Origin of the sequence: Stenotrophomonas sp. As-7, assembly GCF_030291015.1 — a bacterium.
Classification (GTDB): domain Bacteria; phylum Pseudomonadota; class Gammaproteobacteria; order Xanthomonadales; family Xanthomonadaceae; genus Stenotrophomonas; species Stenotrophomonas lactitubi.
Window position 1 is genome coordinate 4167310 of record NZ_CP127405.1, and the last position, 13927, is coordinate 4181236.

General features: G+C 64.0%; 20 protein-coding genes and 1 tRNA gene. 6 read left to right on the plus strand and 15 right to left on the minus strand.

Going from position 1 to position 13927, the window contains the following annotated elements:
* Positions 1-10: 10 nt before the first annotated feature.
* The 4 genes from QP457_RS21620 to QP457_RS19005 all read right to left on the minus strand — a co-directional run bounded on the left by QP457_RS21620 (position 11) and on the right by QP457_RS19005 (position 3244).
* Positions 11-211 carry a hypothetical protein gene (locus tag QP457_RS21620; RefSeq protein WP_088101443.1) on the minus strand — a complete coding sequence of 67 codons (201 nt, stop codon included), beginning with the start codon at positions 209-211 and terminating at the stop codon, positions 11-13.
* A gap of 83 nt (positions 212-294) precedes the next feature.
* The gene (locus QP457_RS18995) at positions 295-813 is read right to left on the minus strand and encodes a Rossmann fold nucleotide-binding protein (protein WP_108268308.1); all 519 of its coding nucleotides are present in this window, start codon (positions 811-813) and stop codon (positions 295-297) included.
* Positions 814-935: 122 nt separating this feature from the next.
* Positions 936-2120 (minus strand): CmlA/FloR family chloramphenicol efflux MFS transporter, encoded by a 1185-nt coding sequence (gene cml, locus QP457_RS19000; protein WP_205405537.1) that lies wholly within the window; start codon positions 2118-2120, stop codon positions 936-938.
* Positions 2121-2338: 218 nt separating this feature from the next.
* Positions 2339-3244 (minus strand): LysR substrate-binding domain-containing protein, encoded by a 906-nt coding sequence (locus QP457_RS19005; RefSeq protein ID WP_205405538.1) that lies wholly within the window; start codon positions 3242-3244, stop codon positions 2339-2341.
* Positions 3245-3320: 76 nt separating this feature from the next.
* Between QP457_RS19005 and QP457_RS19010 the strand changes: the two genes are divergently transcribed.
* Positions 3321-4820: an MFS transporter gene (locus QP457_RS19010; RefSeq protein WP_240196585.1), complete on the plus strand. Its 1500-nt coding sequence runs from the start codon at positions 3321-3323 to the stop codon at positions 4818-4820.
* A gap of 84 nt (positions 4821-4904) precedes the next feature.
* Here QP457_RS19010 and QP457_RS19015 read toward each other — a convergent pair whose 3' ends face one another.
* The 6 genes from QP457_RS19015 to QP457_RS19040 all read right to left on the minus strand — a co-directional run bounded on the left by QP457_RS19015 (position 4905) and on the right by QP457_RS19040 (position 7799).
* Positions 4905-5357 (minus strand): PA2169 family four-helix-bundle protein, encoded by a 453-nt coding sequence (locus QP457_RS19015; protein WP_205405539.1) that lies wholly within the window; start codon positions 5355-5357, stop codon positions 4905-4907.
* 177 nt (positions 5358-5534) lie between these two features.
* Positions 5535-6599: a hypothetical protein gene (locus tag QP457_RS19020; RefSeq protein ID WP_205405540.1), complete on the minus strand. Its 1065-nt coding sequence runs from the start codon at positions 6597-6599 to the stop codon at positions 5535-5537.
* Positions 6600-6676: 77 nt separating this feature from the next.
* A complete protein-coding gene (locus tag QP457_RS19025; RefSeq protein WP_025879032.1) occupies positions 6677-6976 on the minus strand; it encodes a hypothetical protein in 300 nt (99 codons plus the stop codon).
* Complete coding sequence (locus QP457_RS19030) at positions 6964-7179, minus strand: hypothetical protein (RefSeq protein WP_205405541.1); 216 nt, start codon at positions 7177-7179, stop codon at positions 6964-6966. Before QP457_RS19030 ends, QP457_RS19025 begins: the two co-directional genes overlap by 13 nt.
* A 43-nt stretch (positions 7180-7222) precedes the next feature.
* Positions 7223-7435, minus strand: a complete 213-nt coding sequence (locus QP457_RS19035) for a hypothetical protein (protein ID WP_240196586.1) — start codon at positions 7433-7435, stop codon at positions 7223-7225.
* Positions 7436-7577: 142 nt separating this feature from the next.
* Positions 7578-7799 (minus strand): hypothetical protein, encoded by a 222-nt coding sequence (locus QP457_RS19040; RefSeq protein ID WP_205405543.1) that lies wholly within the window; start codon positions 7797-7799, stop codon positions 7578-7580.
* Between the two features lie 170 nt (positions 7800-7969).
* On the opposite strand from QP457_RS19040, the gene QP457_RS19045 reads away from it, so the two are divergent.
* Positions 7970-8272: a hypothetical protein gene (locus tag QP457_RS19045; RefSeq protein WP_089237115.1), complete on the plus strand. Its 303-nt coding sequence runs from the start codon at positions 7970-7972 to the stop codon at positions 8270-8272.
* 17 nt (positions 8273-8289) lie between these two features.
* Here the strand turns inward: QP457_RS19045 and QP457_RS19050 are convergent, their stop codons facing one another.
* The gene (locus QP457_RS19050) at positions 8290-8775 is read right to left on the minus strand and encodes a hypothetical protein (RefSeq protein WP_240196587.1); all 486 of its coding nucleotides are present in this window, start codon (positions 8773-8775) and stop codon (positions 8290-8292) included.
* Between the two features lie 30 nt (positions 8776-8805).
* Here QP457_RS19050 and QP457_RS19055 point away from each other — a divergent pair, with 30 nt between their 5' ends.
* Both QP457_RS19055 and QP457_RS19060 read left to right on the plus strand, forming a co-directional pair.
* Positions 8806-9447, plus strand: a complete 642-nt coding sequence (locus QP457_RS19055; RefSeq protein ID WP_205405544.1) for a glutathione S-transferase family protein — start codon at positions 8806-8808, stop codon at positions 9445-9447.
* A gap of 169 nt (positions 9448-9616) precedes the next feature.
* Positions 9617-9937 carry a hypothetical protein gene (locus tag QP457_RS19060; RefSeq protein ID WP_205405545.1) on the plus strand — a complete coding sequence of 107 codons (321 nt, stop codon included), beginning with the start codon at positions 9617-9619 and terminating at the stop codon, positions 9935-9937.
* 58 nt (positions 9938-9995) lie between these two features.
* Here the strand turns inward: QP457_RS19060 and QP457_RS19065 are convergent, their stop codons facing one another.
* Positions 9996-10373 (minus strand): nuclear transport factor 2 family protein, encoded by a 378-nt coding sequence (locus QP457_RS19065; RefSeq protein WP_205405546.1) that lies wholly within the window; start codon positions 10371-10373, stop codon positions 9996-9998.
* Positions 10374-10497: 124 nt separating this feature from the next.
* Between QP457_RS19065 and QP457_RS19070 the strand changes: the two genes are divergently transcribed.
* Both QP457_RS19070 and QP457_RS19075 read left to right on the plus strand, forming a co-directional pair.
* Positions 10498-11412, plus strand: a complete 915-nt coding sequence (locus QP457_RS19070) for a LysR family transcriptional regulator (protein ID WP_205405547.1) — start codon at positions 10498-10500, stop codon at positions 11410-11412.
* Positions 11413-11577: 165 nt separating this feature from the next.
* Positions 11578-12648, plus strand: a complete 1071-nt coding sequence (locus QP457_RS19075; RefSeq protein ID WP_205405548.1) for an acyltransferase — start codon at positions 11578-11580, stop codon at positions 12646-12648.
* A 12-nt stretch (positions 12649-12660) separates the two neighbouring features.
* Here the strand turns inward: QP457_RS19075 and QP457_RS19080 are convergent, their stop codons facing one another.
* The 3 genes from QP457_RS19080 to QP457_RS19090 form a co-directional block, all read right to left on the minus strand.
* Entirely contained in the window at positions 12661-12957 is a 297-nt protein-coding gene (locus QP457_RS19080; protein WP_205405549.1) for a hypothetical protein, read from the minus strand.
* A gap of 102 nt (positions 12958-13059) precedes the next feature.
* Positions 13060-13135: transfer RNA gene (locus tag QP457_RS19085), tRNA-Ile, on the minus strand.
* Between the two features lie 44 nt (positions 13136-13179).
* Positions 13180-13509 carry a hypothetical protein gene (locus tag QP457_RS19090; protein ID WP_205405550.1) on the minus strand — a complete coding sequence of 110 codons (330 nt, stop codon included), beginning with the start codon at positions 13507-13509 and terminating at the stop codon, positions 13180-13182.
* Positions 13510-13927: the final 418 nt, after the last annotated feature.

The window sequence follows — 13927 nt, forward strand, 5'->3', positions numbered from 1 at the left end:
TATGCAGGCCTCAGACGGCGCCGCACCTGTCCATGACACAGCGATCGTATTCGAACTGGCACTCCATGGCATCACCGCCGCCGGAAACGCAGGCCTGGTACGCCTTCCAGCACGGGAAGTCGCACGGCTGCACCGGACCGGCCACCGCCACCGAACCGGTACACGCAAGTGCAAACACTGCAGCAGCGATCACTTTCCTGATGGCTCGCATCGATATCACTCCTTGATAGGCCTGGTGACTCCAGGCCGGATCACCCTACCCGCGTGTACGGGAGAGGAAGTGAAAGTGCCGGTTCAGCCTGCCAGCAGCTGCAGATGGCGGAGCTGCGCGCGCAGCTCCGCGATGTCGTGCCACGGCAGTATCGGCGAGTTCCCGCGCTCATCGGGAGGGTTGCCGGGAAGACCATCCGACCAGCCACCCGCGCCCACCAGCGGCAGCAACGGCCGCTTGTGCAGCCAGGCCAGACATACCTCGGAAATCGTACCTGCGCGCCCGCCGATGACGATGCAGGCATCGCCGGCCAGGGCCATGATGAGATTGCGGGCATCGCCCATGCCGCAGGGCACGACCACCGTTGCCGGCCAGTCCGCTGCGGGCATGCTGCCTTCCGGAATCACACTCAGCACCGTGCCGCCAGCTGCGACTGCATGCTCGGCTGCCACCCGCGTGGCCGGGCTGCCGCAGCCGCTGACCAGGGTGATTCCACTTTCGGCGAGGAATCTCCCCGCCTGTGCAGCGAGGTCGAACGCCAGTGAACCGGGATCGGCACTACCAAGGATCGCGATCTGGGGCTTGCGGAAGGATGGTGTCATGCAGCGACCTGGACAATGGCAAGGAAAGCAGGGAGGCAGAGTCGATCCACACAGCGCGTTCGATTGCCCGAGGCGGGAAAGTAACACGCTCATCCATCCCTTTCTGATGCTGGCTGCTCACTTCACGACCGTCGCAGCATCAGCAGACCAACCAGGCTCAGCGACGGCAGCAGCAGTCCATAGGCCACCAGCGGCCAGACCGTGTCGCCCGGCAGCAGCAGCGTCGCGAGCGTGCCAAGCGTGGCCACGATCAGGCTCTGCACGGCGTAGTAGAGCGCCACCGCCGCGCCGGATGCATCGGCGAAATCACGCAGTGCACCGTTGGCTGCCACCGCCACCACCATCACGATGCCGATGGCCACAAGCCACATCGGCAACACGATAGTGGCAAATGAAGGCGGCAGCATCGCCGCCATCGCCATGACCAGCACGCCGCCGATCATCACCATCAACCCACGCAGGAAGCTGCCACCCATGCCCCATCGCCCGATGAACCACGCGGCGAAGCGCGAGGTAACGATCATCACCAGCGCAACCGTCGCGAAGGCCAGGCTGAAGCCCATCGGCGAATAGCCTGCGCGCCCCATCAGCACTCGCGGGGCGATCGAGAAGAACACGAAGAACGTGCCCATCGCCGCACTGAATCCCACTGCGTGGACCCAGAACCCGGCATTGCCGAGGATGCGCGCGAAGGCGGGCGATGCGTTGCCGTGCTGCGGTGGCCGCGTCTCCTGCCAGTCCCTGCATGCACGCACGCCTGCCAGCAGCCCCAGCACGCCCAGCGCGATGAAAATGGCTCGCCAACCCAGCGCGTAGGCGATCAATGCGCCGAGGATCGGACCGAGTGCCGGCACGAATGCCAGCATCGAGGCGAACAGACCGTAGAGCGTGACACCCTCGGCCGTATCGGCATACACATCGCGCACCGTCGCGAAGGTGGCGACCAAGGCCGCCGACGCACCGATCGCCTGCACGCCGCGCCAGGCCAGGAACCCCGCACCACCACTACACGCGGCGAGCGCGAACGACGCCAGCGTGAACAGCAGCGCGCCCATCAGCAGCACAGGCCGTCGCCCGATCCGGTCCGACAGTGGGCCGAAGATCAGCTGACCCAGCCCGAGTACGAGCATGTACAGACTCAGCGTCAACTGGATGATGGCAGGCGATGTGCCGAGTGCATCCGGCATGGCCGATACAACAGGCAGGTAGATATCCATGGCCAGCGAGGCCAGGAGGTCGAAGGGAGCCATCAACGCGATGGCGGCCGGCAGGGAATGGGCCCAGCGAAGGGCTTTTCGATCAGACATGGGGAAACATCCGCTCAGGAGGGAATCCGGCGGTGATCAACCCAGTGCGTGGAAATCGCAGGTAAAGACCACCGCAACAACGTGCGTATCGTTGTTGCGGCTCAGCGGACTGTCTGCGGACCGTTCCCGTTGTTCATCTGATGATCCGGTGGAAGATCGAATGCGGCCAGTGTAGCAAGGCAATTACGGGGTAACCGGCAACGGCGTCCGGCACGGCGTCAGGGCAAGGGCAGCATGTCGATGCGTCGGGAGGGCGTGCACCGCACTTGCTCGATGAGCCGACGCACCACCGGCGACGTTTCCTGTTCACGGTACAGCGCAGCGATGGTCGAGGCGATGACCGGCCCGGCGATCGGCAGATACACCACGCCCGGCAACAACAGTGTCCGCTGCAGTACCGACGGTACGATCGCCACTGCCCCATCGCCCACCGAGACCTGGGCAAGTACGGCGGCAAGATGGCCGGGACGGGAGCGGATGTCCGGCACGAATCCGCCACGGCGGGCGACTTCCAGCGTGCCTGCGGGCTGCTCCGGCATGATGAACGCCTCCTTCGCCAGCAACGCCGGCTGCACCGGCAACGCCGCGCGGGCCAGCGGGTGCGATGCCGGCAACGCTACGCAGAACTGGTCTTCGATCAGGATGTGCGAACCGAGCGCATCGGGAATTTCCATAGGAAGCCTGCAGAACACCACATCGATGCGACCGTCCAGCAGCAGGTCCGGCAGGTCGGCCATCGGCCATTCGCCGACCTGCAGAACCACATCGGGCGAGGCGCTGCGGAACCGCTGCAACTGCTCCTGCAGCGCGCCCGCATGGACCGCCGAACCCACGTAACCGATCTCGATCCTGCCGATCTCGCCACGACCGGCGCGGCGGCCCACGGCCTCTGCCTGCTCGAACTGGCGCAGCACGTTGCGCGCTTCGGCCAGGAAGATCGCGCCGGCCGAGGTCAGCGTGACCTCGCGTCGGCTGCGATCGAACAAGGGCGTACCCAGGCGACGCTCGATCTCCTGGATCTGCACGCTCAGCGTCGGCGTAGCGATGCCCAGGCGCAGCGCGGCGCGTCCGAAATGCAGCTCCTCGGCCAGTGCGACGTAGTACTGCAGATGTCGACGGTCCATGCGCGTCCGATCGTTAGCTTTGACCTAACGTACTTCAAGAACATGGGCAATGAAACAAACCATCGAAGCTGCTTGAATGGGCATTCTTCTTCCACCCGAGTACCTGGTGCCCCTCTCCCCTCCCCGCCGCAGGCCGCCCAACTGGATCCTGATCATCGCCTCGCTCGGCTGCACGATGACAGTGCTGGAAACCAACGCCGTGGCCGTCGCGCTGCCGACCATCGCGCGGGATCTGCAGGCTGATTTCGCCGACATCGAATGGGTGATCAGCTGCTACATCCTGTCCTTCACCTCGCTGCTGCTGCCTGCCGGTGCCATTGCCGATCGCCATGGTCGCAGGCGCGTACTGCTGATCGGCATCGCACTGTTCGCCATCTCATCGCTGACCTGTGCGTTGGCACCCACGGCCAGCGCTCTGTATCTGGCCCGCGCGTTCCAGGGCGTGGGAGCAGCCTTTCTGCTGGCGCCGTCACTGTCGGTGATCGGCCATGAGTTCCACGAGGGCAAGCAACGCGACGATGCCTGGGCCTTCTGGGGCACGGCAATGGGCATGATGATGGTGCTCTCGCCACTGATCGGCGGACTGTTGTCCTCGCTGTGGGGATGGCGATCGGTGTTCATCGCGATCCTGCCCTTCCTCGCCTTCCTGGCCTACGGTGCGGTCCGCTGGGTACCCGACTCCGCCGACACGGTGGTACGCCCACTGGATCCGCCCGGCATCATCACCTTCAGCATGGCGATCTTCGGCATCGTGTTCTTCCTGGTGGAAGGGCTCGCGCAGGGATGGACATCGATAGTGGCGCTGGCCGGCCTGGGCCTGGGCATCGCGATGGGTGCGCTGTTTGCCTGCATCGAACTCAAGCGTCGGCATCCGATGGTCGACCTGCGGCTGCTTGCAAGCCCGCGTTTCGTCGATGCACTCATCGCCATGATCGGCTACGCGGTCAGCGCGCAGGTGATGGCCTCGATGCTGCCGCAGTACCTGCAGAATGGCGTCGGCCTGAGTGCGCTGGCCACGGGCGCAGGCATGCTGCCGTTCGCCGCGGCAATGCTGTTGTTCCCAAGCGTTGGCAGGCGCCTGGGCCGACGGTTCCCGAGTGAGATGGTGCTGGCCATCGGCCTGTCCATCACTGCCGCCGGCAACGCGCTGGCCGGTATCGGCGCGTGGCACCACATGCCGACGATGGCCCTGCTGGCGATGGTCATCATCGGCGCAGGCGGTGGCATCCTCAACGGCGAAACCTCCAAGGCCATCATCGGCTCGGCACCCCGGGATCGTGCAGGCATGGCCTCGGGCATCAGCGCTACGACGCGCTTCGTCGGCATCCTGCTCGGCTTCACGGTTCTCTCCAGTGCCTTGACCGTCGGCATCCGCGCCGGACTGTCGGCTCGTGTTCCCGCAGACGACGTCATGTGCCTGGCCGACAGCATCGCCACGGGTGCGCTGACCAAGGGAGCCCCGGTCGATCTCGCACGGGCGATGTACAGCCAAGGCTTTGCCGCGTCCCTGTGGACCGCCGCGGCTGCGGCGACGCTGGCCAGCCTGGCCGTTGCCCTGCTCAGGAAACGCGCCTGAGCGCAGATGACAGGTGCAGAAACGACCAGGGCAGCACGAAGCCGCCCTGGCCGTGGCGATGTGGGGGGCGATCGCCAGATGCGATCAGGCAGCCTTCATCGCGTGCTTGCGATCACGCATCACCGCATGGCATTCCTGCACTTCCGGCAGCCACTGGGTCACTTCCTGGCGTACCGCCGGCGGCAGGTCGTTGTCCTTCAGCACGTCCTTGAACGCGCCCAGCAGGCGATCCTCGGACTCTTCAAGTTCGGCCACGTAGCCGTAGTTGGTATCGCCGAAGGCAGCGCGCACCTTGCCGTAGAACTGCTGCATGGAACCGACCATGGTGCCGTGCTCTGCCGGCTTGCCACCGGTGGCGGCCACCGAGCTGCTCAGCGAGGACACGATGCGCCCCTTTACCCCGGCGATGCGGACGAACAATGCCGACAGCTCGGCATCCTTCACTTTCGTTGCGGCTTCCTCGTAGAAGGACTTGCCATCACGTGCGATCTCGATCAGGTCGTTGAGGCGATGCTCGATGGTGGACTGGGTGCTCATGTGTAGTCTCCTCGTTGGGGAAAGGACAACAGTGGTATCCGTTGCCTGCGACACCAGACTGGCCGAGTGCGCGTGGTTCGCGGGTGAGCACCGATTGATGCGGCGATCATGCTGCCCAACGGCACCCCACTGGATCACGCGGGCGACGCGGCGTCTTCACTGCATCTGAATCAGCACTCAGCCGTCCTTGCCCATCAACCAGCGAATGGCCTGCGGGAACGAGGTCTTCCAGTCGTCCGGATAGAAATGGCCGCCGCCATGCGTGCGCGAACGCACTTCGTTGCCGTCGCTGAACAGCGCGCGGAAATCCGCGCTCATCTTCTGGTTCGCCGGCCCTTCCTGTTCGCCATTGATGACGAACACGCGCTTGCCGTGTGCGCTGCTCTGCGTAGGCACCGGCTGGCGCCAACCGCCCGGCGACACCAGCAATGCACCGGCGTAGTCATCGGGGTGCTGCGCCAGCAATGCACCGGCATGCTGCGAGCCCTGCGAGAAACCCATCAGGTAGACCTGCTTTCGATCGATACACCGGCGCGCGGCCAGTGTATCCAGCCCCTTCTGCACCACCGTGTGCGTGCCTTCATAGGGGCCGGTCCAGCTGAAGCTGTCGAACGACTCGCGCATCTCCGTACCGTTGATGCCCAGCAGCACCACACCGGCATCGGCCAGTGGCTGCTTGCTGCTGTCCAGGTGTCCGTTGATGCCGTAGCCGTGCAGCCACACCAGTACCGGCGCACAGGCCGGCATCGCAACACCCTTGGAAGGCTGCAGTACCGAGATGGCGCCCACCTTGCCGGCCGACACCTGCGCGTAGCGTGCCTGCGTGTTGGCCAGCACCTGCTTGAAGAACTTGGTTCCGCGCAGGTGCTCGAAGTCATCGTTGTCGGCCAGCGCGGGCGCGAACCACATGCCACGCTCGTCGGCTTCACGCAGATAGCGCTCGGCAAGCGCATCGTCACCGCGGCGAGCGAACAATGCCGCTGCGCGGTACGGCGCCAACGCCAACGTTGCGTCTTCGCGGGTTGCCGCCAAGTACAGCGCCAGCGACTGCAGCAGCGTGGCGTCGTCCTCCTCGGCCTTCTGCATCAGTTCCTGCGCATCATCGGCGTTGATCAAAGCATTCAGCACCGGGCTGATCGATTTGAACGCGATGGTCGACGCGCTGTCCTGTTCATCGGCGCGTGCGCCCGTCGTGCAGACAGCGAGCGCCAGGAGAACAGCAAGAGCAGACAGCTTGGGCATGGGAATCTTCCGTGATTGCGGCGACGCGCGGGGCGCGCAGTCTAGCAACCTCGGGGGCCAATCAGATCACCGTGCACTCAACCGTAGGCAGGATGGCTGCCGGTGAGCACGCCCATCGAAAACGCGTAGCCCGCTTCTTCCAGCAACAGCCGCATGCGCAGTTCCGCGCGGCGCGGAACACAGAGCCCGCTGGGTGCATACAACGCGTAAACGAAACCGGCACCCTCCACATGCTCGCGCCGGACCGAACAGTTGTTGGTCTCGGCGGCATCGGACCACACGGCCCGCAGCTTCTCCGGACCGATGGACTGGCCGTTGCGCAGACGAAATGTCAGCCAGCGCACGCCCAGCGGCGGATGGTAGGTCAGGTTAGCCATTGCGCACCTTCAATGCGGCAGCGGAGGCGGTTCAGGACGTCAGGTTGCAGATCAGGATGCTCGTTGCGCGTGGACGCCGGCAGATCGATGCGGACAGCGCCGTTGACCAGCGCGGGGGGATCGGTGTGCAGGTCGATCCACCATCCATCGGGAAGGCGAAGCCCGCGTCCGTCCCTGTCATAGAGGTTGATCTGAAAAGACATGACGCTCGCTCCCATTGGACTTCGAGCATACGCCTGCGCAATGTCACTCCAGACTGCGACCCGTCGACGCGGTTTCCTCAACGCGCTTGACGCAGACGAAGACGAACGCCTCGTCCTGCTGCACCTTCAGGAACGAATCCAGCCACCGCGCAGCAGCGCCGCGGTTGCCGATCACACCGCCCAGTTCCTCGGTGAGGCAACGGGCACACTCCATGCCACCCGGACTGGGTGCCTGGCAGGCGCGGCATCGCGCCATCGTCGTCGTCCTTGCCGGTCGGCACTGGTACATGATCTTCGTCATCAGGCTTACCGCACGGGCATGGGATGGCATCAGCGCTCTTCCAGAACGTTGGACACAGGAAAGCCGCGCAACGCGCGGCCTTTTCTTTGCTTACTGGTCAGCGGCGAGTGTCACGGCCCTGATCGCTCTTCTGTTCCTGTCCGGACTTCTGCGGGCCGCTCGGTTGCCCATCCTGCTGCTGTTCCTGCTGGCGCTGCTTGCCGTCCTGCTTCTGGTCACCGCCCAGTTCGTTGCCATCGGTCTGCCCCTGCTGGGCAGCCTGCTTGGTATCGGTCGAGGCGTTGTTGCGGTCGGTCTGGCCTTGCGTGTTGTTGTTCATGTCTTGCTCCACCGCAGCGATCTGCTGCAACGCCACTGTGTGCGTCGGCCGGTTACGCAGCTGCATCGGATCGTGCGAATAATGAACAGCCACCATGAACGGACCGGCAGCTCCAACACAGGGTGCTGACACGCGGAGGTATACGTTGGCGTTCCAACAGGAGAAGTCTCATGGAACGCATCACCAACAAGGACTTCGTTGACGTCGAGCGCGAGCTGCAGCACTGGCAGGCCGCGTTCCAGACCGGTGATCTGCCCGCCATCAACTTCCGCCACGAGGTCGCACCGGTCATCCGCCTGGCGTGCGACATCTACGTCCGCAACCCACACGGCACGCGCACGGCGTGGCTCACCGACCTGCAGTCACGGCTCGCACTGCGCACCAGCCTGCGTGGCCACCCGGGCTCGGCGGAAATGGCGATGGGCTGCTGGGCTCGTCTGTCCGGCCCGGCATTGGTCCCGCAAGCAGGCTGACACGCCCTGCGGGCAGCTCACTCCTCACCTGCGTGCAGGTTGCCTTCCTGCATCAGCTGATCGTTCAAGCGGTTCACCAGCGCAATCACAGCATCGGCCAGGGCACGCGCATCGGCGATGGAGCCATGGAAGGCGATGCGGGTGCCCTCCACCTTTACTTCCGCCAATGAAAGCTGCGACGCCAGCGTCGCGCAGTGCTGCAGGAAGCGATCAGTCCACTGTTCATCGGGCGCCTGGTCCAGAAGCGCAGTGATCGCTTCATCGGCAGCTGCATCGACCTGCTGGTGAAGGCGCGGCACGTCGAACCCAACGATCCTCGGCAGTCTGGACGTGCTCACGTACTTCCCCAAGGGTGTGCAGAAGGGCAGTATCGCGTCACCACGCATCCCATGCGAACCGCGCCACGTGAACCGTTCATCCTGCCGGCCATGACCTGCGTGCTGGGCGATCACCTGTGTCGATTCCAGGGTTTCTCGCACGTCGATTGAGAGAAGGCCGGCCAATCAGGTCGGCTATCGCCGATGGGCAACCCGATGACCCCAATCCTGACCGCATTCAAGCATTCCCCGGACCGCGGGCAGGGTCTGGCCCGCGACATGCGCGTGCGCTGGGCGCTGGAAGAACTGGGCGTAGCGTACGACGTCCATCTACTCTCCTTCGAGGAGATGAAGCAGCCGGCACACCTGGCGCGGCATCCCTTCGGGCAGATTCCCACTTACGAGGATGGCGAGATTGTGCTGTTTGAATCAGGCGCGATCGTTCTGCACCTGGCCGAACAGCACCTTGGGCTGCTGCCCGACGATGCGAGCGCACGCATGCGTGCGATCACCTGGATGTTCGCCGCACTGAACACGGTTGAGCCGCCAATCGTCGAACGCTCGATGGCGTGGGTGCTGGAACGCGAGCAACCCTGGTATGCGCAGCGGCTGGTGATGCTGGACGAGCGCGTGCGCAGACTGCTGGGGGAGCTGTCGGCGCGACTGGGCGATGCACCGTGGCTGGATGGAGACTTCAGCGCCGGCGATCTGTTGATGGTGTCGGTACTGCTGCGGCTGCAGAGCAGCGGCATCGTCGATGAGTATCCCGTGTTGGCCGCCTACATCGCCCGCGCAACGGAGCGGCCGGCGTATCAGCGCGCGTTCGCAGCGCAGCTGGCGGTGTTCCAGAACCAGTAGCGCCTCGTCGCCTCCAGTAGCTCCACGCCATGCGTGGAGAACGCCATCTGCACACTGCAACCATTCCCCAGCGAATGGTGAACACCCAGTAAAACGTGCATCCCGCTGCATATCCATCGCCACGCACCATCGCCTACGCTCCGGTTTCGCCACTGCCCGGAACCGGATCATGCCCCTGATTGCCGTCGCACTTGCCTCCGCACTCTCCGCCCTGCCCGACATTGCCTGGGAACGCGAGCGATCCGAAGATGCGCACCAGCTCACGCTGTGCCAGATCCACCGTGATCAACTGATGGATCGTGCAGAGAGCATGGACACGCACCAGCAGGCCAAAGCGGTCTGCGATCTGCTGGCACGCGAGTACAGGCAGAAGTGGGACTTCGACGCGCACGATGCGCTCGCCACACAGGCGGTGGATATCGACGAGCTGGTGCGGCGCGGAGATGCGGTCGAAGTGCCCCCGGGCAAAGCGGATTACGTTTTTGATTGATGCCGACGGCACCGCCTGCATCGCTTGAAGGCAAGCCAGCACCAGTACTGATCGATGCCTATTCCCTGAAGAGGCCTGCAAAGGTCTGGATGACGATCTTGCCATCGCGGACGATGAGCGTATCGGTCGCCATGATCGCGTTCTTCGCGCGCCAGCGGATGTAGGCGGCCTCACCATGGACGGCCAGCTCATCGATGGTCATGTTGCGCGTGCCGTCCGGGAAGTAGTCACGGTAGACCTGCACGAAGGTCTCGTAGATCTCTGCGTGTCCTTTGATCACAGACCCCGTCCCATTGATGATGATGGCGTCCGTCGCGTAGTCCGCCAGGGTCCGGTCCACATCACCCAGACGGAAGGCCTCCAGATGCCGGTCCAGCACCATGCGGGTTTGTGACGACTGCTCGGTGAGATTCTGCGGAAGCGTTTGCGTGGTCATGGCATATCCAGAATGGGGAGAGGCGCCGCGTGTCTGGCGGCACGGCTAGGATCGGGGCACCTACTGTTTCCGGGTAGTCATCAATCGGTTGAATCACTTGTGAGGATTGATTGAGAATGCCTCCATGGAGACCTTGTCCAACCTTGAGTGTTTTGCCCGGGCGGCGGCCACGGGAAGCTTCTCCTCGGCCGCAAAGCAGCTGGGGCTGACGCCTTCAGCGGTCAGCCGCAATGTCGCGATGCTCGAGCGGAATCTTGCGGTCCGGCTCTTTCATCGGACCACCCGCAAGCTGACACTGACCGAAGCCGGGGAGCGCTTGGCGGACTCGATCCGGTCCAACCTCGAGGGCCTGCAGGATGCGATTGCCGAAGCCTCCGACCAGCAGCAGGAGCCCTCGGGTGTCCTCAAGGTCAGCATGGCGAGCGTGTTCGGCATGGATTACGTCCTGCCCCTGCTGCCTGGCTTCCTGACGGCATACCCGAAGATCAGGATCGACTGGCAGCTGGACAACCGGCATGTCGACCTGGTTGCCGAAGGTTACGACGCGGCGATAGGGCGAGGCTCTGAGCTGACTCCGGGCACCATCTCCAGGACGCTCGCCCGCGTACGCATCGTGGCAGTTGCATCGCCCGCCTACATGAAGGCACGGCGCCCTCCCGCGTCGCCACAGGACCTCGCCGGACTCGACCTGATCGACATGCGCTCGACGCGCACGGGGCGACTCGTGCAATGGATGCTGCGGGACGAACACGGCAATGAAGCCGTGTCCCCTGTCGGTGAGCGCATCATCTTCGACGACCCCGGCGGCCTGTGCAAAGCAGCCGCTCTCGGTCTTGGCGCCGCCTTCGTGGCGACCTCGCATGCCCTGCCCTACCTGCAGCGCGGCGAGCTGATTCAACTGCTGCCGGACTGGTCAGCCGACGGCGGACCGATCTCCATCTACTACGCCAATCGCCGCTACCTGCCGCCGAAGACGCGGGTCTTTGTCGACTACGTTGCCGACGCATTCCGGGATCAGGATCTGGCGGGTAGGTTCTGACGGATTCCGCACGGGAATCTTCTTGAATCTGCCGCGGCCGCTGAAGTGTGCGGGCGCGGGCGCGGCGGGGCGTTTCAAGCACGGCTCGGGCTGCTCGTCCCTGTCCTGACGATGCAGTGCGGCGCGGTCAGGTGGTAGCATGCGGCCCCACATGGAGCGCGAAGAATGGGCACGCAGCAACGAATGGACTCGCTACAGTGCCTGCGCGGCGTGGCAGCGCTTGCCGTAGTTCTGTTCCATCTCCGCGGTGTCGAAATCAAATACCTGCAAGGCCCGGCGATGCTCGACGCGGTGGCAAGGTATGCCGATGCCGGGGTCGATCTGTTCTTCGTGGTGTCTGGCTTCGTGATGACCACCATCGCCGCCGGTCGTTATACGAAGGCGGGCGCGAGTGCGCAGTTCCTGGTCAAGCGTGCCTGGCGTGTGCTGCCGATGTACTGGATCTTCACCACCCTCGTCGTGGCGCTGATGGCAGTGGTTCCCTCAATGGTGAACAGTTCGTATGCCGGCCAGAGCGTGCTGGCCTCCTATCTGCTGATTCCTCACGCCCAGTTGCCCGTACTGACGGTGGGCTGGACGCTGGTGCATGAGGCCTACTTCTATCTGGTGTTCGCCGGTGTCATCGCGTTTGTACCGGAGCGCTTCGTGCCGGCCTTTCTGTTGCTCTGGGCAGCAGCCATCGGCGTTGCGCCATGGTTGCCGCCAGGTCCGACTACGCCCGCCCACGTTCTTGTCACCAACCCGCTGACCTATGAATTCATCGCCGGTGCCCTGCTCGGGCTTTACTGGCGTCATATCCCGGCACGGCTGGGATTGCCGTTGATCGTCGCTGGCGTCGCAGTCGCCGTGTCTGCAGCAGTAGCGCTACCCGAGGCAGGACCAGCGACAATGGCCGTCGGCACTCGGGTCGCATGCTTTGGCAGTGCTGCTGTGCTCCTGCTGGCTGGCGCTGTTGTCTGGGAAGCCAGGGGCGGGTTGCAGGCGCCGCGCTGGCTGACTCTGCTGGGCGATTCGTCCTATTCGCTGTACTTGACCCACATCTTTGTCATATCAGCCATGGGGCGCGTCTGGGCAATGTTCTCGCCAGCGCCTGGCTGGGCCGGGCACTTGATGTTCGTGGTGGCAAGCGCGTTCGCTTGCTGCGTCGCTGGCTACATCGTGCACGCTCTGCTTGAGCGTCCTCTGCTTGCGCTACCCAAGCGCTGGGGCACGGCGCGGAGACAGCAGGCAAGCTAGCCGCCTGGGCGATCAGGCCGAAGATGAGCCGCCCGCAGGCGGCTTGTCGAAGGCGCGGAGTTCGTTACAGGCCGGGCAGTCCAGATCGGCTACGTCGAAGTAGTGACCGGTCATCTCGATGCCGGCATGTCCAGCGCTTGGCAACGCTTCAGTCGCATGGCGATGAGCGAGGGAGTAATCGCCGAGGATGAGCGGTTCTCGATGCACGGTCGAAAGCACCGGGGAATTACCGGCACCGAGGGCAACCATGGCGACAAGCAGGATGCGGCCGGACACAAATCGCCAACCACTACGGGTCGCTACGATCACGACGTGCCAGTCGTGAAACCACCGCGCGAGCGCCGATTCTTCCCGTGCAGTTTTCCCTGCGGCACAAAAAAGGCACCTGGGCAGAAGCCTAAGTGCCTTTTTTGGTGGGCCCACCAGGATTCGAACCTGGAACCAAGGGATTATGAGTCCCCTGCTCTAACCGTTGAGCTATAGGCCCTGCACAGCGTCACAGTGTAGTGGAGCACGACCGGAATCGGCTACTCAGTCGGCATTCGCGAGTGCCTCAGCAACATGTAGCAACCGCTTCTCGGCTATCCCAGCGAGCCGATCCATCTCCTGCAGATGCGCTTGGAACAGCGCCACTGCCCTCATGGCCCCCTCCAGTCCCTTCTGATTGCCGCTACCGAAGCCTTCGATCAATCCTGCGCCAGACTGCGTCAGCAGCGCGAACGTCGCGCGCCTGGCAAACCCCAGCCGATCCTCCCGCTCATCCTTCATCACTTCTTCCCAGTCCAGCAGCGGCGGGAAGTCACAGGCATCTGCACAACCCCGCTCGCCAGCACTCTTGCCGGCTATCGTCTTCAGTCTCATCTTGGATCTCCTACGATTCGTCGAACCTCCTACGCCTCCTGTTGAGAGAGGCGGCCGGGTGCTTCAACACGGTCGTAGGGCCGCCCGCAGCTTTTCCCCTTGCGGGGTCTTGTATGACTGCGCGCCACCCGGCCAGAAACCTTTCGGCTCGCTTGGGTGGCGAGTGATGCGGCTTGACCCTCGATTGCCTGCTGTTAGGCAGACAGCCCTCCTACGACGGTGTGTTGAGCACCTGCGGGGACTGTGTGGAAGAGAAGGTAGTGGCTTCAATTGTTGATTGCGACAGGGCTTGCGGGAGCCATGGCTGCTCAAACAGCTCGACGTACTGGGGCACTTGGGGATCGACCTGGCCAACTCCTGCCCGTCGCTCGGAGTCGCGCGTTATTGCTCAACAATGCTCAAGCCGGTTGCGTCAAAA